The organism is Streptomyces sp. NPDC002809 (genome assembly GCF_040295435.1).
GTDB lineage: Bacteria > Actinomycetota > Actinomycetes > Streptomycetales > Streptomycetaceae > Streptomyces.
This window is the reverse complement of record NZ_JBEOVJ010000008.1, coordinates 41,018-61,320: the sequence shown is the minus strand read 5'-3', so window position 1 is coordinate 61,320 and position 20,303 is coordinate 41,018. Positions and strand designations below refer to the sequence as shown.

The 20,303-nt window shown below is 70.9% G+C and carries 18 protein-coding genes; 16 read left to right on the top strand and 2 right to left on the bottom strand.

Annotated features, from left to right (window positions below):
• Positions 1-218: 218 nt before the first annotated feature.
• Positions 219-1,595, bottom strand: coding sequence for an NDP-hexose 2,3-dehydratase family protein (locus tag ABT025_RS07660; RefSeq protein WP_350990981.1), 1,377 nt, complete (start codon positions 1,593-1,595; stop codon positions 219-221).
• A gap of 35 nt (positions 1,596-1,630) precedes the next feature.
• Positions 1,631-2,866, bottom strand: a complete 1,236-nt coding sequence (locus ABT025_RS07655; RefSeq protein ID WP_350990979.1) for a nucleotide disphospho-sugar-binding domain-containing protein — start codon at positions 2,864-2,866, stop codon at positions 1,631-1,633.
• A gap of 307 nt (positions 2,867-3,173) precedes the next feature.
• On the opposite strand from ABT025_RS07655, the gene ABT025_RS07650 reads away from it, so the two are divergent.
• The 16 genes from ABT025_RS07650 to ABT025_RS07575 all read left to right on the top strand — a co-directional run bounded on the left by ABT025_RS07650 (position 3,174) and on the right by ABT025_RS07575 (position 20,285).
• A complete protein-coding gene (locus ABT025_RS07650; RefSeq protein ID WP_350990977.1) occupies positions 3,174-4,361 on the top strand; it encodes a serine hydrolase domain-containing protein in 1,188 nt (395 codons plus the stop codon).
• Positions 4,362-4,469: 108 nt separating this feature from the next.
• Complete coding sequence (locus ABT025_RS07645; protein WP_350990975.1) at positions 4,470-5,327, top strand: TauD/TfdA dioxygenase family protein; 858 nt, start codon at positions 4,470-4,472, stop codon at positions 5,325-5,327.
• On the top strand, positions 5,324-6,145 hold the full coding sequence (locus ABT025_RS07640; RefSeq protein ID WP_350990973.1) for an HpcH/HpaI aldolase family protein: 822 nt from the start codon (positions 5,324-5,326) through the stop codon (positions 6,143-6,145). Before ABT025_RS07645 ends, ABT025_RS07640 begins: the two co-directional genes overlap by 4 nt.
• Complete coding sequence (locus ABT025_RS07635; RefSeq protein WP_350990971.1) at positions 6,145-7,119, top strand: PLP-dependent cysteine synthase family protein; 975 nt, start codon at positions 6,145-6,147, stop codon at positions 7,117-7,119. The genes ABT025_RS07640 and ABT025_RS07635 overlap by 1 nt, the downstream gene beginning before the upstream one ends.
• Positions 7,120-7,131: 12 nt before the next feature.
• Positions 7,132-8,931: an asparagine synthase (glutamine-hydrolyzing) gene (asnB, locus tag ABT025_RS07630; RefSeq protein ID WP_350990969.1), complete on the top strand. Its 1,800-nt coding sequence runs from the start codon at positions 7,132-7,134 to the stop codon at positions 8,929-8,931.
• Positions 8,928-9,938: a PrpF domain-containing protein gene (locus ABT025_RS07625; RefSeq protein WP_350990967.1), complete on the top strand. Its 1,011-nt coding sequence runs from the start codon at positions 8,928-8,930 to the stop codon at positions 9,936-9,938. Before asnB ends, ABT025_RS07625 begins: the two co-directional genes overlap by 4 nt.
• Before the next feature lie 14 nt (positions 9,939-9,952).
• Complete coding sequence (locus ABT025_RS07620) at positions 9,953-11,092, top strand: acyl-CoA dehydrogenase family protein (RefSeq protein ID WP_350990965.1); 1,140 nt, start codon at positions 9,953-9,955, stop codon at positions 11,090-11,092.
• A complete protein-coding gene (locus tag ABT025_RS07615) occupies positions 11,080-12,444 on the top strand; it encodes a dihydroorotase (RefSeq protein WP_350990963.1) in 1,365 nt (454 codons plus the stop codon). Before ABT025_RS07620 ends, ABT025_RS07615 begins: the two co-directional genes overlap by 13 nt.
• Positions 12,441-13,688 carry an FAD-dependent monooxygenase gene (locus tag ABT025_RS07610; protein WP_350990961.1) on the top strand — a complete coding sequence of 416 codons (1,248 nt, stop codon included), beginning with the start codon at positions 12,441-12,443 and terminating at the stop codon, positions 13,686-13,688. Before ABT025_RS07615 ends, ABT025_RS07610 begins: the two co-directional genes overlap by 4 nt.
• A 65-nt stretch (positions 13,689-13,753) precedes the next feature.
• Entirely contained in the window at positions 13,754-14,326 is a 573-nt protein-coding gene (locus tag ABT025_RS07605) for an NADPH-dependent FMN reductase (protein WP_502971900.1), read from the top strand.
• A gap of 40 nt (positions 14,327-14,366) precedes the next feature.
• On the top strand, positions 14,367-14,657 hold the full coding sequence (locus ABT025_RS07600) for a hypothetical protein (RefSeq protein ID WP_350990957.1): 291 nt from the start codon (positions 14,367-14,369) through the stop codon (positions 14,655-14,657).
• An 85-nt stretch (positions 14,658-14,742) separates the two neighbouring features.
• Positions 14,743-15,351 carry a serine O-acetyltransferase EpsC gene (epsC, locus tag ABT025_RS07595; protein WP_502971899.1) on the top strand — a complete coding sequence of 203 codons (609 nt, stop codon included), beginning with the start codon at positions 14,743-14,745 and terminating at the stop codon, positions 15,349-15,351.
• Between the two features lie 41 nt (positions 15,352-15,392).
• Entirely contained in the window at positions 15,393-16,442 is a 1,050-nt protein-coding gene (cysK, locus tag ABT025_RS07590) for a cysteine synthase A (protein WP_350990955.1), read from the top strand.
• On the top strand, positions 16,439-17,746 hold the full coding sequence (locus ABT025_RS07585) for an ATP-grasp domain-containing protein (protein WP_350990953.1): 1,308 nt from the start codon (positions 16,439-16,441) through the stop codon (positions 17,744-17,746). The genes cysK and ABT025_RS07585 overlap by 4 nt, the downstream gene beginning before the upstream one ends.
• Complete coding sequence (locus ABT025_RS07580) at positions 17,743-19,014, top strand: ATP-binding protein (RefSeq protein WP_350990951.1); 1,272 nt, start codon at positions 17,743-17,745, stop codon at positions 19,012-19,014. The genes ABT025_RS07585 and ABT025_RS07580 overlap by 4 nt, the downstream gene beginning before the upstream one ends.
• Positions 19,011-20,285: an MFS transporter gene (locus ABT025_RS07575; protein ID WP_350990949.1), complete on the top strand. Its 1,275-nt coding sequence runs from the start codon at positions 19,011-19,013 to the stop codon at positions 20,283-20,285. Before ABT025_RS07580 ends, ABT025_RS07575 begins: the two co-directional genes overlap by 4 nt.
• Positions 20,286-20,303: the final 18 nt, after the last annotated feature.

The following is a 20,303-nucleotide window of genomic DNA, read 5'->3' as shown; positions in this document are numbered from 1 at the left end:
TGTGCTCCCTGGGCGCCGCCGGCCGGATCTTCGCGGATCACCGCGCCCGGCACCCCGCACGCGCGCGACCGGCCCCGACTCGGACGAGTCGGGGCCGGTCGCGTGGAATGGCCTGGGGCCGGAGGATCGTCCGCATGCTGGATGTATTCGGGCGCTCCGGCAACGCGGCGAGGTGCCTACCTGCCGTCGTACGCCCGTCAGGGACTACGGGACAGCCCTCAGGCGGCGTTGCTCAGGGTCGGTGCGTCGAGGTCGGCGAAGCCCAGGAAGGTCAGCAGGCTGCGGGCCTCCACGTTGAGGTGGTTGCCGTAGCGCACGAACTCCATCAGCTGACGCAGCGTCATCCAGGTGTAGTTGTCCGGGACGTCGACCGGGAAGCTGTCGTCCGCCTCGACCAGGAGATAGCGGTTCTGCGCGTGGTAGAACCGGCCGCCCTCCTCGGAGTGGAGCGCCTCGAAGCGGACGTTCCCGGGCGGTGCGGTGAGAACCTCGTCCAGGAACCGCGGCCTTCCGGCGCCGGGGGGCGACCCGTAGTTGCCCGGCTGGCAGTGGACCGTCGGCGCCATCTCGATCACGTCGCCGGCCCCCGTCTCGACCCGGGCCTGCACCAGCAGGTGCATCACGCCCTCCACCCGTTTGGCCACGAAGGCGATCACCCCTTCGCTGCGGGGCTTGAGCATCACCTGGGACCAGCTGGCGACCTCGCGGTTGCTGGCGGCGACATCGACGCCGACGACGCTGAAGTGCTTGCCCTCGTCGTGGGTGATGACGCCGTCGGACAGCGACCACGAGTGCACCTTCGACAGCGGGATGCGCTCACGGGTCAGGGTGGCCCGGCACTTGGCCTCGGTGAACCAGCTCAGCAGCTCCGCCGTTTCGCGGTGGCTCCCCGAGTCCGGCTGCCAGGAACGGGCCAGCGCGTTGCGGAACGTGTCCCCCCGGCGCTTGGAACCGGTCAGCCGGAACGGGGCCGCACCCGAGAGGACGGTCCGGGTGTCCATGTTCACCAGGTTGTCGACCGCGAGCAGTTCGCCGATCTGGGCGACGCTGAGCCAGCAGAAGTCGTCGAGCAGGTCGATGTCCTCCTCCACCTCGACGATCATGTTGCGGTTGCGCTTGCCCAGGAACCAGGACGCCTGCTCGGACTGGAGCGCGTCGTGGAGGACCCGTCCCCTGCGAGGGTTGACGAACCACTCCAGGTACGGAACGGCCTTGCCGCCGTGCACCTGTGTGTAGTTGCTCTTCGTCGCCTGCACGGTGGGCGAGAGCTGGACGAGGTTGATGTTGCCCGGTTCCATCTTGGCCTGCAGCAGGAAGTGCGGGACGCCGTCGAACTGCTTGACGAGGCACCCGAGGATCCCGTATTCGGGTTGCACGATGATCGGTTGCTGCCAGGCGTCGACCTCACGGCCCGAGTTCCTGATGTCCAGGCCCTCGACGGAGAAGAAGCGCCCGCTGCGGTGCACCAGGTTCCCGGTCCCCGGCTCGATGTGCCAGCCGTCGAGCCGGTCGAGCGGGACCTGGGACACGCGGTACTCGTTCGCCTCGCACCGGGCGGTGAACCAGCTGGTGAAGTCGGCTATTCCAGAAAACAATTGGGGCTCCCAAGGACAGTTCGAAAGCCGGGCCGCTACCGGGACTGCAGCTCCCGCACGAGTCGGTCGATCACGGCCGCGGGGCTGGGCTGGGCCGCCATCTCCGCGCTCACCGCGGCCGCCGCCTCGGCATAGGCGGGATCGGTGAGCAGACGGTCGGCCATTTCCCGCACGGTGACCGGGTCGGCCTCGCCGAGCGGCATGGACAGGCCGGCCTTGCAGTCGACGACCCGCTGCGCCACCAGGGGCTGGTCGGCGCCGTCGGGCAGCACCAGCTGCGGAGTTCCGCTGTGCAGCGCGGCGGCGGTGGTGCCCGAGCCGCCGTGGTGCACGATCAGTGAGCACGTGCCGAGGAAGGCCGACAGCGGAAGGTACCCGGCCAGGCGTACGTTGTCGGGCAGTTCACCGAGCGCCTCGAAGTCCGTCGAGTGGTCGGCGAGGACGATCTCGACGTCCAGTTCGCTCAGCGCCTTGATCAGCAGCAGGAGTCCGCTGCCGTCGGACAGCAGCGGGATGACCGTGCCCAGGGTCAGGCAGATCCTCGGCCGCTCACTCGGCTTCAGCACCCACTCGGGCACGACGGAGCCGCCGTTGTAGGGGACATAGCGCATCGGCCACCAAGGGCTTCCGCCTTCGGCGTCGGGCTCGTCCTGCTCCAGCCCGCCGAGACTCGGGGGCCGCGGATCGATACGCGCGACCAGCCGGGGCCGGCGGTCGCCGATACCCAGCCGTTCCCGCAGCCCGGCGATGACCGGCGAGTCCTCGTCGATGACGCCGGTGCGGTGGTTCTGCGCACCGCTCTCCTTGATGCCCTGGTCGCGCATCGACCAGGAGACGCGGTTGCCGACCTCCAGCGCCGGAACTCCCAGCGCGGCCGCGGCCAGCAGGCCGGCCGCATGGTCGGAGGGGTACACCACGAGGTCGGCCCCGAAGCTGCGGCCCGCCTCGATGGTGCCCTCGGTCATGGCGAGCGTGAAGAGGTCGAAGGGCTTCATGTCACGGGCTGCCTCCCAGTAGCCCGGCGGCAGCAGGTCAGGCTCGCCGTCGGCGGGCGGGGGGACCTCGCCGCTCTGTGCGAGCAGCAGGTCCGCGCCGACATCTCGGTGCGGAAAGACGTTGACGGTCGGGAGTCCGGACTCCGCAGCGGCCCCTGTGACATAGGCGGTGGTGGCGAGGAGGACCTCGTGCCCGGCGGCCCGTGCGGCCCACACCAATGGCACGACCGGCAGCAGCAGCCCATAGCCGGGCGCGGCAGGAAAGAGGATTTTCATATTCGGGATGCTGCCACAGAACCGTCGGTAAATGGTTCGCCCGATCCCGGAGAATTCATCGCTCAATACACAGTAGAGGAATTCACCATCGTTATTCGAGTGCGCCCCCAGCGAAGCTCCGCCATCTGATGAACCGCCATGACCCGAGCCCGTCGGAAGCGCCGTGGAACACGGCCGTTGATCACTTTCCCCTCCTGTACGACATCCCGTTCCGGCCCGAGCGTCGCATTACCGGAATTCGAGTGGAACACGAGTGGTGAAACTATCGTCAAGGTTTGATCCGACGTGAGTACGAAGGGTGGGCGCTGTGAGTGATATTCCGCGGAACGGGTCGGTGGAGGACGGCTTCGCCGAGGTGGCGAAGGCGTTCGAGGCGAACTTCGCGTCGGGCACGGAGGTGGGGGCCGGCGTATGCGTCTACCACCGCGGCCGGCCGGTGGTGAACCTGTGGGCCGGCACCGCGAGCGAGGACGCCGACGACCTGTGGCGGCCCGAGACCCTCGGCCTGCTCGCCTCGCCCACCAAGGCGCTGGTCACGGTGGCGGCGCTGCTGCTGGTGGAGCGGGGACTCCTGGAACTGGACACTCCGGTCGCGGAGTACTGGCCCGAGTTCGCGGCGGGCGGCAAGGAGCGCATCACTCTCAGGATGGTGCTCAGCCACCGCTCCGGAGTGGTCTGCCTGGACCACGCCCCGATCACGAACGAGGCCATGCGGGCCCACACCCCGATCGCCGAGGCGCTCGCCGCGGCGCGTCCGGAGTGGGAGCCGGACACCGCGCACGGCTACCACGGCATCACCTTCGGGTACCTGGTGAGTGAACTGGTGCGCCGCAGGACCGGGTTGACGGTCGGCCGCTTCTTCGCCCGCGAGATCGCCGGTCCGCTCGGGCTGGACTGTTACATCGGCGTGCCCGATCCGGACGCGGTCCACGTCGCCACCATGTTCCAGTCCAAGGCCGAGGCTCTGTTCGCGGGCGACGACATCGACCTGGCCTCATTCATCGACACCGCCTCGCTCACCTACCGCTCGATGATGGGCAGCCTGGCACTGGACGGCGGCGTGGTCGAACTGGTGGCCGAGGACCCGTCCTACGGCGCACGGGCCAGCGCGCCTTCGCTCGCCCGCTTCATGGCCTCGCTGATCGGTGAGGTCGACGGCATCCGGCTGCTCAGCCCCGCCACCCTGGCGGAGCTGACCCGGCCGCACTCCGAGGGCCACTGCCTGGTGACGCTCACGCAGTGCAACTGGGGCCTGGGGTTCCAGGTGCCCGATCATCCGGTGTTCCCGGCCTCGGCCGGCCTCGACACCGCTTTCGGCCTCAGCGCGGCAACCGGGTCGTACATCTTCGCCGACCCCGAGTACGACATCGCCTTCGGCTATATGCAGAATGCCGGCTCCCCCGTGATGGGAAGCCTGGACGACCGGCCCCGACGGCTCATCGAGGCCGTCTACCGCAGTGTCGGAAAGTTCGACCCGGTCCAGTTCGGCGCCTAAGGGCTGTCGTTCGGTTCATGCCGGACCCGCGAGCCCGGCATGAACCGAACGACAGGCGCCGGCCGTACCTGTTCTTCTTCGATCCGCTGTCGATGAAGGGAACCAAGAATGTCCATAGAAATCCGTAGGATCGGTGGCCATATCGGCGCCGAGGTGATCGGCGTCGATCTGAGCAGTGAGCTTTCCGGTCCGGTCTTCTCCCAGGTCCGACAGGGCCTTCTCGAGCACAAGGTGCTCTTCTTCCGGGACCAGAAGATCACCGACGAGGACCAGCTGGCCTTCGCCGGCCGGTTCGGACCGCTCACGCAGAAGCACCCGATGATGCGCACCCTGGACGGCAAGCCCCAGGTGATCGCGGTCGACGGCGAGGACCAGCGCGCGGACCACTGGCACACCGACATCAGCTTCACACCGACTCCGTCCATGGGGACGACGTTGCGCAGCGTCGTCCTGCCGCCCTACGGGGGCGACACCATGGTCGCCAACGGTGAGGCGGCGTACAAGCAACTCCCGTCGGAGCTGAGGGAGATCGCCGACAGGCTGTGGGCCGTCCACACCAACCACGCCGAGCAGCCCCGGCTCGGCACCGACCGCGGTGAGGCGACGCGCAAGGCGTTCCTCGCCAAGCGGTTCGAGACCGCGCACCCGGTGGTGCGGGTGCACCCGGAGTCCGGTGAGCCGTCGCTGTTCCTCGGCGGCTTCGCCCAGCGGCTGACGGGCCTGACACTGCGCGAGTCCCGCCCGATCATCGACGTACTCCAGTCCTACGTGCACCGGCCGGAGAACGTGGCGCGGTGGACCTGGCGGCCGGGCGACGTGCTGATTTTCGACAACCGCAACACCCAGCACTTCGCGGTCAACGACTACGGCAGCCACAAGCGGGTGCTGAACCGCGTCTCGGTCACCGGTGACACCCCGGTGGGCCTGGACGGCAGGAGCAGCTACGCACTCGAGGAGGACCAGTGAGCCCCGGGAGGCAGGATCCGGGCGCGTTCGTGGCTCGGCTGCGCAACCGGGAGAGACTCGTCGGCTACTGGATCGCGTGCGACAACCCGGTCGGTACCGAACGCATCGCAGGCGTCGGCTACGACTACATCGGCGTCGACGGCCAGCACGGTGTCCTTCACCAGCAGGGCTGGCAGTCCGCGATGCTCGCCGTGGACGCCATGGGGCGTTCGGCGGGGGTCATCCGTGTCCCCTCGGTCGACCCGATCGCCATCGGGGCGGCCCTGGACTCGGGTGCGCGCGCGGTGATCGTGCCCATGGTCGAGACGGCCGCGGAGGCCGCGGTCGTCGCCCGCGCCTGCCGTCACTGGCCCGTGGGCACCCGCAGCCTGGGGGGCCCCGTGCGCGCGGAGCTCCGGCTCGGCTCCGTTCCCGGGGAGCTGGACGACGCGGTGGCCTGCATCGTGATGATCGAGACCGCCGGCGCCCTGAAGGACCTGGCCGCGATCTGCGCCACCCCGCGGCTGGACGCGGTGTACGTCGGCCCGGCGGACCTGTCCGTCGCGCTCGGGGCCACGTACTTCGGTGACCCGGCGGTGCAGGACCGCCTGGAACAGGCGCTGACGGACATCGTGGAAGCCGCGGCCGAAGCGGGCATCGCCTGCGGGATCCACTGCCTGGACGGCGCCACGGCGGCCCGCCGGCTGGCCGAGGGGTTCACCTTCGCCACGGTGTCGAGCGACATCACCCACCTGCAGGAGGTGGCGGCCTCCCATCTGGCGGCGGCCACCGGCACGGGAGCGGCCGCTCCCCACTCGGCACCGGTCCGTGAACCGTGATGACGGAATCCCTCGCACGACCGGTCCGCTCCCTGGAGGAGCTGGTGGGCCGCACGCCGACGATGGAGATTCAGCTGCCCGGAGTCCCCGACGGGGTCCGGCTGCTGGCCAAGCTGGAGATGTTCAACCCGCTGTTCAACGTGAAGGACCGGGCGGTCCTGTTCATGCTGCGCGAGGCGGAGCGGACGGGCCTGCTGCCCGCCCGCGGCGGCACGGTGATCGAGTGCTCGTCGGGCAGCACCGGCATCTCCCTCGCGGCGATGTGCGCGGCGCGCGGCCATCGCTGCGTCATCGTCATGCCGGACAACGCGACCGCGGAACGGCGCCGGATCCTGCGCGAACTCGGCGCGGAGACCATCCTGGTGCCGCACGAGGAAGGGCTGCTCCCCGCCTGGGAGTTCGCCGAGGAACTGCACCGGGAGACCCCTGGCTCCTGGCTGCCCCACCAGGACCGCAACCCGGCCAACGTCCTCGCGCACTACGAGACGACCGGGCCGGAGATCTGGGAGGCGTGCGCCGGGCGTGCCGACGTCTTCGTGTGCGGGGTCGGAACCGGCGGAACGCTCACCGGGGTGGCCCGCTACCTCAAGGAGCGCGGGAACGTGCACGTGGTCGCGGTCGAGCCCGAACGCTCGGCGGTCCTGTCCGGCGGGGAGGCCGGACCGCACGGGATCCCCGGTATCGGGGCGGGCTACGTCTCGGACATCACCGACCTCGGTGTCATCGACGAGGTCGTCACCGTGCCGGACCGGGCGGCTGCCACCACGCGCCGGGAGATCACGCTGGCCACCGGCCTGCTCACCGGCGTCTCCTCGGGCGCCGCGGCACACGTCTGCCGCGTGCTGAGCCGCCGTGAGCGCTGGGCCGGGTCGACGATCGTGACCGTCTTCCCCGACACCGGGGAGCGCTATCTGTCCCTGGCCTCGGAGGATCCGGACCATCTGACCAGGCCGCCGTCCGCACCGCGGTCCTGAAGGAGGAAGCGCATGTGCCGCATCTACGGCTACTTCAACGCCGTTGCGTCACCGAACGAGATGAAGAGGGTCGGGGCACTGCAGCGGCACGGGGGACCGGACCGCACCGGGTTGTCACGGGCTCCCGGCTGGGGCCTTGGCAGTAACAGGCTCGCGGTCATCGACCTCGACGGCGGCATACAGCCGTACGAGATCGCGGGACGGATCTCGGCCGTGTTCAACGGGGAGATCTACAACCACGACGCCCTGCGGGACCGGCTGAGGAAGCTCGGCCACACGTTCGCCGACCGCTGCGACGGAGCGATCATCCCGGCCCTGTACGAGGAGTACGGGGAGAAGTTCACCGACCACCTCGACGGCATGTACGCCATCGCCCTGCTGGACCTGCGCGACCGGCCGAAACTGCTGCTGGTGACCGACCACATGGGGATGAAGCCGCTCTACTACCGGTGGGACGCGGTGGACAGGTCGCTGCGCTTCTCCTCGGAGATCCCGGCACTGCTGGGTTTCGACGGGCTCGGAACGGACGTCTGGGACCCGGGACTCGACGCGTATCTGGCGAGCAAGACGCCGTTCGGCGAGCAGACCATGTTCCAGGAGATCAAGGTCCTGCCGGCCGCGACCACACTGCGGTGCACGCTGGGCGAGGCACCCGAGCAGGTCCACCGCCCGCACGCCGCCGCGCAGGTGCCCGACGACGCGGAGAAGGCCGCCGCGCTGGTGCGCGACACCCTGCGCACGGAGGTCGGACGGCTCCTGGTGGCGGACGTCCCGGTCGCCGTGATCACCTCGGGCGGGCTCGACTCCAGCCTGGTGACTGCCCTGGCCGCCGAACGCGGACCCGTGCACTCGTTCAACATCGCCTACCGGGGCACCTGGCCGTTCGAGGAGCGGCACTTCGCCCGGCAGGCCGCGGAGCACGCCCACGCCGTCTACCACCAGGTCGAACTGGACCCTGCGACGCTGCCCGACCTGGTCGAGGACGTGGTCTGGCACCTCGGGCAGCCCAACGCCGACCCGATCACCGTGAGCACCTACGCGTTGTTCGCCGCGGTGCGCGAAGCCGGGTTCAAGGTGGCGCTCACGGGGGACGCCGCGGACGAGGTGTTCGGTGGCTACGCGCGGATGCACGCGGCACACGAGTCCGCACCGGCCGGACCGTGGTACGAGCGCTACCTCGACGCGCTGGCCGTCGTCCCGGCCGCACGGCGGCACTCCCTCTACACCGACGACTACCGGCTGCTCGTCCAGGACGTCCCGCCGATCCCCGCCGCCGCCCTCGACCTGCTGCGCCACGGCGAAGGCACGGTGCTGAAACGCATCACCGACTTCGAACTGGCCCACCGGCTGCCCGCCTACCACCTGCGCAGGGTGGACCACCTCAGCATGGCGCACTCCGTCGAGTCGCGGCTGCCCTTCTGCCAGCCCAGCGTCACCTCGCTGGGCCGGGCGCTGCCCGACCGGCTCCGGATCGGCGGCGGCAAGGTCAAGCGGACGCTCTACGGTGCGGCTGCCGGCCTGGTCCCCGACTCGGTGCACCAGCGGGTGAAGCAGCCGTTCACGCTTCCCGTGACGGCCATGCTGACTCCCGGATCACCGCTGTGGGAGATGGCGCGGGACACCCTCGCCACCAGTCGGCTGCGCCCCGCCGGCCGGCTCGACCCACACGCCGTCGACGCCCTCTTCAGGACGCAGGAGGCGCGGCCCGACGACACCACCGCGCTGACCATCTGGGCGCTGATGACGTACGAGGTGTGGCAGGACCAGTTCCAGGGGTCCGCCGGACTGGTCGCCGCGGGGGCCGCCTCGTGATCGCGCATCTCGCGTACGCGGCCGGCAGCCCCTGCCCGACGCTGGTCCTCGACGCGGACGCCGTTCCGCGGGACGACGGCTCCCTGTTGGAATACCTGGCCGGCGTCCGGCGCCGCCTGGCGGCGACCGGCAACGAGCAGGTGCTCAAGATCGCGCTGGTGCGTCCGTCCCGGCACCCCATGTTCGACCTCGAGTACCGCTTCGTACAGGCGCTGCCGGACGCAGTGCACTCGTTCGACCTGCGGGGGTCGTGCGGGCACTCGATCCTGTCCTCGGCCGTCGTCGCCGAGCGGGTGGGGATGCTCCCGCGGCTCTCCGTGGGTTCCAGGGTGCGGGTGAAGGTCCTCAACAACGGTGACAGCGTGGTGTGCGAGGTCGACGCCGTCGACCGTGACACGGCGCGGTTCACCGTCCACTTCGTCCCTCCCGAGGCGATCCCGGTGACGGACCTGCTGATCACCGGCGAGCCGCGGACCACCGTCGCGGTCGACGGCGAGTTGCCGCAGGTGTCGCTCGTGTCGTCGGGCAACGCGTACGCGTTCCTCGACGCGCGGACGGTGGGCGTCAAGGATCCCGAGGCGCTCTTCGCCGGCGGCGAGGCGCTCTTCGGGACCCTCACCCGCATCCGTGCCGCGGTGACGCGCCATCTGGGCTGGCCCGCCGGCGGGGCGTTCCCCAAGATCGCCGCCCTGCTGCCGGTCGACGAGGGCCGGATCGCCGCACGGGCGATCTCGGTGCCGTCGTGGCATCCGACCATCGCGCTGACCGGTGCGGTGTGTCTCGGCTCCGCCGTGCAGATCCCCGGCACGGTGCCGTGGCAGGTGGCGCAGGAACTGGGCTGCCCGGACGGCCTGGAGATCATCACGCCCGGCGGCCGCACCGCGGTGACCGCGGCGGTCCAGACCACCGACGGGGTGGCCGCGCTGAGCTGGGCCTCCGTCGACCACAAGCGGGTGACGTTCCAGGGGCCGTTGTCGCTCGATCCGCCGGCACCAGCCACGTTGTGAGGAGTTCGCCGAACATGCCTGTCACCGTCCACGACATCCAAGAGGTCCGGCCCGATACCGTCATCGAACCCGGACTCGCCGCGCGATTACGGCAGTCGGCCGACCGGACCGCCGTCACCGGGCAACCCGACCACGAGGCACTGGCGGAGCTCCGCGGGTCAGGTCTGCTGGCCACCGCCGTTCCCCGCGAACACGGCGGGGCCGGGGGCGACGCGACCGACGTCAACCGGGTCGTCGAGCGGCTCGCGCAGCTGAACCCGTCCCTGGCCATCGTGACGTTCCAGCACTTCGCGGTGAGCTCCCGGATCACCGAATGGGGCTCGCCCGCACAGAAGCGGGACCTCCTGCCGCGGCTGGCCGACGGCACCTGCCTCGCCGCGTCCGCGTGGAGCGAGCAGGGCGCAGGCGCGGCGAAGCGCGACCTCAGCAGTACCGCCGTCCGCCTGCCCGACGGGGACTGGGTCCTCAACGGGGCGAAGTCCTTCACCACCGCCGCGTCCGTCGCCGATGTCTACCTCGTCCTGGTGCGCACGGGTGAGCGGCCCGAGGATCCCGGCAGCGGTTACGGCGCGGCCGGACAGACCTTCTTCCTCGTCGACGCGGGCAATCCGGGGCTGGCCCCCGATCTGAGCCTGGACCTCATCGGGATGCGCGGGTCGGCGACCGGGTTCGTCTCGATGCACGAGTGTGTCGTCGCCGAGACGGACCGGCTGGGCCCCGAAGGCCGTGCGGCGCAGATCATCGCCGGAGTGCGGGAGTCGGGGGCGTCCCTGGGCGCCGTCGCCGTCGGCGCCTCGCAGGCCGCGCTGGAGCTGCTGGTCGAACACCTGCGGCGCCGCGGCCAGTTGGCGCAGCCCGTCGTCAGGGACCGGCTGGTCTCCATGGCGACGCGGATCGAGTCGGCACGGGCGGTGGTCGAGCGGGCGGGTGCCCGGTCCTCGGCCGACCCCGGTACGACCACGCTGCACAGCAAGCTGCACGCGTCCGTCGTGGCCGAGGAGGTCTGTCTGGAGGCGGCCGGAATGCTCGGATCGGCCGGGTACACGGTCGCGTCGGGCCTCAACCGGCTGCTGGCCGACGCACGGGCCGTGTCCCTGATGGGGCCGGCCAACGCACTCTGCCGAGAGCTGGTGGCTTCGACATGGTCAGACTGAGCTCCGCCGATCTGGCCGTCACCGCCGGCAGGCTCGTGACCCCGACCGGGGTCCGCGCGGGCACGGTGCTGATCAGGGAGGGGCGTGTCCTCGACGTCCTGGACCCCGGTGTCGCGCCACCCCCCGGGGTGCCCGCCACCGACGCGGGTGACTGCTACGTCCTGCCCGGTCTCATCGATTCCCACGTGCACTTCCGTACCCCGGGCCTGACGTACAAGGAGGACTGGGAGCACGGCAGCAGGGCGGCCGTGGCGGGTGGGGTGACCACGGTGCTGGACATGCCCAACACAAGTCCGCCGGCGCTGACCGCCGAGGCGGTACGGGAGAAGGCCGCGCTGATCGCGGGCCATTCCCTGGTCGACCACCGCTTCCACATCGGAGCGGACCCCGCCCGTCCCGAGACGCTGGCCGGATTGGAGCCCGCCGTCGCGACCAGCGCGAAGATCTTCATGGCCGGGCACCACACGGCTCCCACCGTGTTCCGCGACCCGGCGCAGCTGGAGAAGGCCTTCATCGCCGCGGCGGAGGGCGGGGTGCGTCTGGTGCTGCACGCCGAGGACGGCGAACTGTTCGCCCTGCTCGACGAGTGGTGGGGCGCCCCCGGCAGTTATCTGGACTACGAGGCGCGCCGCCCGCGCAGCGGGGGGATCTCGGCTGTGGCGAAGGTCATCGAGCTGGTCCGCCGCCACGGCACCGCGGCGCACATACTGCATCTCTCCAGCCGGGAGGAGGCGGATCTGGTGTGCGCCGCCCGCGCCGCCGGGCTGCCCGTCACCTTCGAGGTGACGGGGCACCATCTGTCGTTCACCGACACCGACACCCTTCGCCTGGGCGCCCGTACGCGGCTGTCGCCGTCGATCCGCCAGCAGAGCGACCAGGACCGGCTGTGGGAGGCACTGGCGTCGGGTCAGGCCGACACGATCGGCAGTGACCACGCACCCCACACGATCGAGGAGAAGACCCGGTCGGTCCAGGACTCGCCACCGGGGCTGCCCGGCGTGCAGGAACTCGCGGTCGCGGTGTGGACGGGCATGCGCAGACGGCTGCCGGACGAGCATCCCGACGTCGCCGTCGAGCGGCTGGTCCGCCATATGTCGACGCGTCCCGCCGAACTCTTCGGTCTGCGCGACAAGGGGCGGATCGCGCCCGGCGCCGACGCCGACCTGGTGTTCTTCGCTCCGGACGACACCTGGATGCTCTCGGCGCGGACCATGCGGTCCAAGTGCGGCTGGTCGGCGTACGAGGGCTGGACGATGACCGGCCGGGTGACGCGGACCATGCGGCGCGGCCAGGTCGTCTGGGATGCCGGCAGCGGCACGTTCGGCTCGTACGAGGGGCGGTGGATCCAGTGAGCGGCGGCAGCCACGTGGTCGTGGCGGGCGGCGGGATCGGCGGCCTGGCGGCGGCGGCCGCCCTGGCGTCCTCGGGGTTCGGGGTCACCGTGCTCGAGCGCGCGGCACACATCGGTGACGTCGGTTCCGGTCTGCTGCTCTACCAGAACGGCATCGCGGCGGCCGACGCCATCAGCCCCCGGCTGGGCAGCGGGATCCGCGCCGCCGGACACGTGGTGGGCCCCGAGGACGTGCGCGTGCTGATGGACTCGGCCGGCCGGGTCCTGGCCCGGGAACAGATCGGTGAGATGGGCCGGCGCCTCGGCCTGCCGCAGGTGCCCATCCTGCGGTCGGCGCTGCAGAACCTGCTGCTGCGGGAAGCGGCCGCCGCCGGGGCTCACATCCGCCTCGGCGCGGCCGTCGAGGGGTACTCGCAGGACGGCGGCCGGGTGTCGGTGGACCTGTCCGACGGCACCGCCCTGGACGGCGACGTGCTGGTGGCCGCCGACGGACTCAACTCCGTGATCCGGGCAACGATGCTGCGGGACGGTCCGCCCCGGTACCTGGGCTACACCTCGGTCCGGGGCCGGGCCATCGGCTCCGAACTTCACCCCCAGGCGTTCGTCGCCAACGGGCTGGGCGTGCAGATCTTCGTCGCCCCGGCCGACGGGGAGACCCTTTACTGGACGGCCAAGATCACCTCCCCGCCGGGTGTCTGGCCCGCGATGGGGCAGCAGGGCGCGCTGGCGGCGCTGCTCGACCGCATCGCCGGCTGGCACGAGCCGGTCGTGAAGATGATCCGTACCGCGGACCCCGCGGACCTGTCGGTGACGGACATCCACGACCGCGACCCGGTGTCCCGCTGGGTGGACGGCCGGGTGACCCTGCTCGGCGACGCCGCGCACCCGATGGCGCCCGCGATGGGCCAGGGCGCGAACACGGCGATCGAGGACGCGGTCGTGCTCGCGCAGTCGCTGCGGGAGTGCGCCGATCCGGGCGAGGCGCTCCTGCGCTATCAGGCACGGCGCGTCGGACGTACGACCCGGATCGTCCTCCACTCGCGTCGGCAGGGGGCTCTCGACCAGGGCGCGAGCCGGGAGCACGCGCAGGCGCGCGACGGCGCCATGAGGCAGCGGGGCAGCAAGGACGCCGCCACGCTCGACGTCGTCGACTGGCGGCCGGACACGGCCGGTCCTCCCGCAGAAACGGACCGAGGGCCGGGGACTCCGGTCCACCGGCCGGACGCCGACGCGGCCGGCGTATGACATCGACGGAGGTTCTCGCAGCAGTGGACACACCGAACATAGTGCTTGTCAGCGGATCGCTGAGGGTGAACTCGACCTCTGACCGGGTGGCACGCTGGTGCGCCCGGCAGTGTGCGCAACAGGGGGCCGAGGCCCGGGTGTTCACCGGGGCCGAGCTGCAGTTCCCGTTCTACCGTCCCGGTCTGTCCGAACAGGACGGAGAGGACGGAGAGATCGGCGGGTTCGTGCGCGCGCTGGGCCGCGCGGACGGACTCGTGCTCGTCTCGCCCACCTATCACGGCACGGTCTCCGGACTCCTGAAGAACGCGTTGGACTACGCCAACGACCTGGTCGCGCCCCGGGCGTTCCTGGAGGGAGTGCCGGTCGGCTGCGTCGCGGTCGGCGCGGGGGCGCAGGGCATGGCGTCCACGCTGACCACCCTGCGCACGATCGGCCACGCCCTGCGTGCCTGGCCGACGCCCCTCGGGGTGACCGCGCGCGACTGGGCCGACGACGGGGCCGCGCCGACGGACGGCATGACCTCCGAGCAGCGGCAGTCGCGCGACCGGATGGCCGTGATGATCTCCCAGGTGCTCTCCATGGCTTTCGTGAACGCCACCGCCTCGGCCCGGCAGCGCCTCGCGGGAAGCCGCGGCTGATCCACCGCTCGCCCCTTTCATCCCATCCACAGGAGGAACGATGTCCGAAGAACAGCAGACCGCAGACGCCTTCACGGCCGGACCGATCTGGCGGGACGCCAACGTCCGCTCCGGCCCGTCGCTGGACAGCCCCGTCCTCGAACTGCTCCTCCCCGACAGCCAGGTGAGTCACCGGGCTGTCGGATGGGCGTACGGCGACGAGGTCATCGAGGGAACGATCGTCAGCAACATCTGGCTGCTCCTGGCACCGGGCCGCTGGTGCAGCGCGGTCAACTTCGACCAGGACACGATGGCCGGCATCCCGCGGGAAGCCGAGCGGGACGTCAGGTGACGGACCTGGACGGAGATCTCTTGCGGAGTCACATTCGTTCTACTAATCTAAAGATCACTAGAATTACAGACTCGGAGGTCGGCGCGTGAGTCGCTCACGGATGCTCCTGGGGACGCTGAGCGAGGATCTGCGTACCGTCATCGAGCGGGACCCCTCGGTCCGCACACGTGCGGAGGCCGTCCTCCACCCCGCGCTGCCCGCCGTCTGGACCCATCGGATCACCCACCGGCTGCACCGGCGAGGACACCGGGTGACCGCGCGAGCGCTGATGGTCCTCGTCCGCGCGGTCACCGGCACGGAGATCCACCCCGGCGCGGAGCTCGGCCGCAGGGTGTTCATCGACCACGGCGCGGCCGTGGTCATCGGTGAGACCGCGCGGGTGGGTGACGACGTGACGATCTACCACCAGGTCACCCTCGGCGCGGTCGGCTGGTGGCACGACAACAACAGGGCCGAGGGAGAGCGGCGCCACCCCGTCATCGGGGACGGCGTGGTGCTGGGTGCGGGCGCCACGGTGCTCGGCCCGGTGACCGTCGAGGCCGGCGCCGTCATCGGAGCCCGGACGCTCGTCGTCAAGGACGTACCGGCCAAGGCCAGGGTCCACGCGCAGGGCTCCGCCCCGACACCGTCCCGCCACACCCCGCAGGGCGCCATCGAGCTCCTGCGCCGCAACGCATCGGCGGGCTCCTGGTGACCGCGGCCCGCACCGCCAAGGACGACGGAGGAGAGCCCCGGATGCCCGAATCATCGCCTCTGGTACTGGCCGGTGTCCGGCCCCGTATCGCGAACCGCATCGACGAACTGATCGGGAACACGCCGCTGCTCGCCCTGCCCGTCACCGGGGCGGCGGAGGGCACACGGGTGCTGGCCAAGCTGGAGTCGGCCAATCCGCTGGCCAGCGTCAAGGACCGGGCCGCGCTGTGGATGCTCGAAAGCGCCGAAGCGTCCGGGCTGTTACGGCCCGGCGGCACCGTGATCGAGGCGACGTCCGGCAACACCGGGATCGCGCTGGCCGCCCTCTCGGGGGCTCGCGGATACCGCTGCGTGATCGTGCTCCCGGACAGCGCGACAACCGAACGGATCAACCTGCTCAAGGCGTTGGGCGCCGAGGTGGTGCTGACGCCCCACGAGCTCCGTTTCCAGGGCGCCATCGACCGGGCCGATGAACTGCACCGTGCGACCCCGGACTCCTGGTACGCCAGACAGCACGAGAACTCCGACAACGTCCGCGCCCACTACGAGACCACGGGCCCGGAGATCTGGGCCGACACCGAGGGCCGTGTCGACATCCTGGTCTGCGGCATCGGCACCGGCGGCACGCTCTGCGGCACGGCCGGCTTCCTCAAGAAGCACAATCCTGGGCTCAAGGCCGTCGCGGTGGAGCCGGAGAGCTCCCCCGTGCTGTCCAAGGGCTACGCAGGTACGCATGCCATCCCCGGACTGACCGGCGGTTTCGTCGCCGAGACCACCGATCTCGATCTCATCGACGAGGTACTGACCGTCTCCGACGACGAGGCCATGGAAACGGCCAGGTGGCTCACCCGGCGCCTGGGCATACTCGCCGGAGTCTCCTCAGGCGCGGCGGTACACGCCGCCCTGCGCACCGCCCGGCTGCCGGAGAACGCGGGCAGGACCATCGTGACCATCCTCCCCGACACGGGCGAGCGCTATCTCAGCGTCTTCGCCGGTGTTCCGGGGGACGACACGGCCGAAAGGCCCCAGGGACGTGCTCCGAAAGTCCCGCCCGGCCACACATCACCCGCAGGAAAGGAACGGACCGCTTGAATCCGGACACCACACTGATGCTTGTAGGCGCCAACGACGAGACCGTGCAGAAGGCCAGGCAACTGGGCCTCCACGTCTTACTGCTGCAGCACCCCAGCAAGCTCAGTGCCGAACAGGAACGACTCTCGGACCACACCCGGGTCCTCGACTACACCGACTGGTCCGAGGTCCGGCCCGTCGCCGAGGAGCTGAAGGCGTCACCGGGCTTCGCCGCCGCGCTCTCCCTCACCGAAGCGGGGCTGGAGAACGCCGGGCGGGTCAACGACCTGTTCGGCCTCGGTGGCACCGGCTTCGAGGTGGCGAACCGTATCCGCGACAAGTGGGCCATGCGCCTGCACCTTGCCGGACTCGACCCGGCGGCTCTGGCGGCGGCCCCCCTGGTCAAGCGGGAGGACCTCGACGTCTTCGCCGGACGCCACGGGTACCCGTTCGTGGTCAAGCCGACCGACGGCACCGCCAGCCTGGGTGTCTTCCGGGTGGCAGCCCCCGAGGACGCCGACCGCGTCTGGACCGAGGTGGAACGGCTGCGCGGCACACGCACCGACCGGATCTCGACCCTGTTCGTCCTTCAGGACTTCCTGATGGAGGAGTACGTCGACGGCCCCGAGTTCAGCGTCGAATCCTTCAGCTTCGCGGGCCGACACGTCATCGTGGCGATCACCGAGAAGTTCGTCGACCCCCGGCACTTCGCCGAACTCGGGCACGCCGTGCCCGCCCGCCTCGACCCGGCCGCCGCCCAGCAGGTGCGCGCGTGCGTCAGCGGCTTCCTCGACCTGGTGGGCATCAGGGACGGGGTCTGCCACACCGAGGTACGGATCGGCGCGCGGGGGCCCGCGATCATCGAGAGTCACAACCGCATCGCCGGTGACGCCATCACCGATCTGGTGCGGGGCGCGTACGGCATCGACCTGGTCACCCACGCTCTCGGCTGGCCCTTCGGCCTGGTGCCTGAACTGCCGGACCGGCTCGAGGCCCACGCCGGTGCCAGCACCCGGTTCCTCGTCGGCGAGGCGGGGCGGGTCGAGTCGGTCTCAGGTGTCGAGGAGGCCCGGAGGCAACCCGACGTCCTCGACGTGCGGCTCAACGCCGGACCCGGCGACGCCGTGCGTGATCTCAAGGACAACTGGGACCGGATCGGCCTGGTGGCGGTCACCGGCCCGGACACGACAAGCGCGATCCTGCGCGGCGCGGAGCTCATCCGCGACACCCTCGACATCCGGATCGCCCGCGACGGCGGCGGCAGTACCCGCGCCCGCGTCGCCGGCCGCGAGGCCCTCACGCAGGGCTCGGGAGACGCGGCATGAGCCTGCTGATCCTGCACCGCAACCCGTTCGAGCCCTTCCCCTATCAGAGCTGGCTGAGTGACTACACGGGCGCCGTCGTCGTGCTGGCCGCCCGCGACCGGCTGACGATGTCCGGCGAGCCGGTCCCCACCGGGAACCACGGCTTCACCCACCTGGAGATGCTCGACGACTTCGAGGACGAGGAGCAGGTGCGTGGCAGGGCGCTCAAGCTCGCGGACGAATTCGGCGTCCGGCACGTCCTCGCGTTCCACGAGGGCGACGTGACCATCGCGGCCTGGCTGCGTGAGGCCCTGGGACTGGCCGGGGCCTGGACCGCAGAGGTTCAGCCCTTCCGGGACAAGGCCCTGATGAAGGAGCGCCTCGAGAAGGCGGGAGTCGAGGTCGCCCGGTACACGGTGCCGCAGAACGCCCGGGAAGCGCTCGACTTCGCCGACCTCCACGGCTTCCCGCTGGTCCTCAAGGACCGGGCGGGCTACAACGCCATCGGCCTGCGCATCCTGCGGGACCGGGAGGAACTGCGCGCCCACACCGCCCGGGTGCTGGCCGGCGCCCCGCGTGACGACCTGATCCTCGAGTCGTTCGTCCCGGGCCGTATGTGCCATGTCGACGGGCTCGTGGCCCAGGGGCGGACCGTGCTGGCCTGGCCCTCGCAGTACCAGTACGACCTGGCCTCCTACGGATCGGACCCGGGCGCCCGTATCGATCTGACCCTGGACCCGGACGATCCGCTCACCGAGCGGCTGCTGACGCTGACCAACCGGGTCCTGGCCGCCCTGCGCGAACCCGGCGGCAGAATGCAGGACTTCGGGTTCCACGCGGAGATCTTCCACACCCCGGACGACCGGCTCGTGCTGTGCGAGATCGCCTGCCGGCCGGGGGGCGCCAAGGTCCGCGAGGTCTTCCACACCATGTTCGGCTTCAACCTCGGCGCGTACGCGGCCCGAGCCACCCTCGGGCTGCCGCTGCCCCTGCTGGAGCAGAGCCTGCGGGGCGGGGTGCGGCCGCGGCCGCAGTCCATGGCGGGCCAGGTGCTGATGATGAAGCGGCCTGGGCTCCTCCGCTCCGTGCCGGCCGTCCCTGACGAGCCCTGGGTGGAGCACTTCTGGCTCTACGGCGAGGCCGGCCAGGTGATCCCGCCCGCCTCGGGTTCCTCGGACTTCCTCACCTGCGCCGTCGCGTCCGCCCCCACACGCACGGAGTGCGAGCGCAGACTCCGGGAGCTGGGTGCGCGCTTCGAGGCCCAGACCGAGATCACGGTGGCGCCTTGAGGAAGCTCTCGATACAGACGCGCTACATGCTCGGCATGGTGATCGACGCGACCGGCAGCGGCATGTACCTGCCGCTGTCGCTGCTGTACTTCCACCACGTCACCGGTATGTCGCTCACCCAGGTCGGCACCGTCATGACGGCCGCCGCACTGCTCGGCCTGGTCGGCAACCCCCTCACCGGCATCCTGATCGACCGGTACGGCGCCCGCGCGGTCGTGGTGGGCGGATACGTGCTGCGCGCCGCGGGCTTCGCGACGTATCCGCTGGTGGACTCGGCCGGACCGATGTTCGTGGTGGTGGCCGTGGTGGCGTTCGGCGACGTGTCGTTCTCGCCGTCGATCCAGTCCTTCATCGCGGAGATCGTGCAGGGCACCGCGCGGGACAAGCTCCTCGCCGCCCAGCGCAGCCTGCGGAACGCGGGTCTGGGCGTCGGCGGTCTGGTCGCGGGCGGTGTGCTCGCCCTCGGCTTCGGCGCCGCCTTCCAGGCGATCGTGCTGAGCACGTCCGCCGCCTATCTGGCCGCCGCCGCACTCATCCGGTCCATCCCGCAGGCGCGGTCCGCGGACGCCGTGCTGCCCGCACGGGCGAAGCGGGGCTACCGGCTGGTCGCCAACAACCGGCCGTTCCTCCTGCTCACCGCCCTGAACGTGCCGACCGCCTTCGGCTACATGGTGCTCTCGGTGAGCCTGCCGGTGTACATCACGCAGGAACTGAACACACCGGATTCACTGGTCGGCGTGCTCTACGCCACCAACACCGTGGGCATCGCGCTGCTGCAGATCCCGGTGACCCGGTTGCTCACCCGCTACCGTCGCACCCGTGTCGCCGCTCTCGGCGGGATGGTGTTCTGCGCGGCCTTCCTGTCGTTCGCCGCGCTGGGTCTCGTATCGGCCAGGACCCCCGTACTGATCGGCGTCTTCGCGGCCACGCTGCTGTTCACCCTGGGCGAGCTGATGCACGGGGCGACCACGTCGGCGCTGGTGGCGAGCGCCGCCCCGGAAGCCACCCGCGGCCGGCACCTCGCGGTCTACCAGCTGTCCTGGGCGGTCCCGACAGCGCTCGCACCCGCCGCGCTGACCGCGCTGCTCACGCTGTCCCCGACGGGTATGTGGCTGCTGCTCGCCCTCGGGGTCGCCGGTTCGGCGCTCACTCTGATCCGCCTCGAACCCCGGCTTCCCGAGCGGGCGGTCCGGCCTGACGCGCCGTCGCCCGCCGGGCCGGCCGAACCGCAGAAGCCGGGGCTCTCGGGCCCCCGGTCACAGCAGGCGTAGAAGCGACGGCCTTGGAAG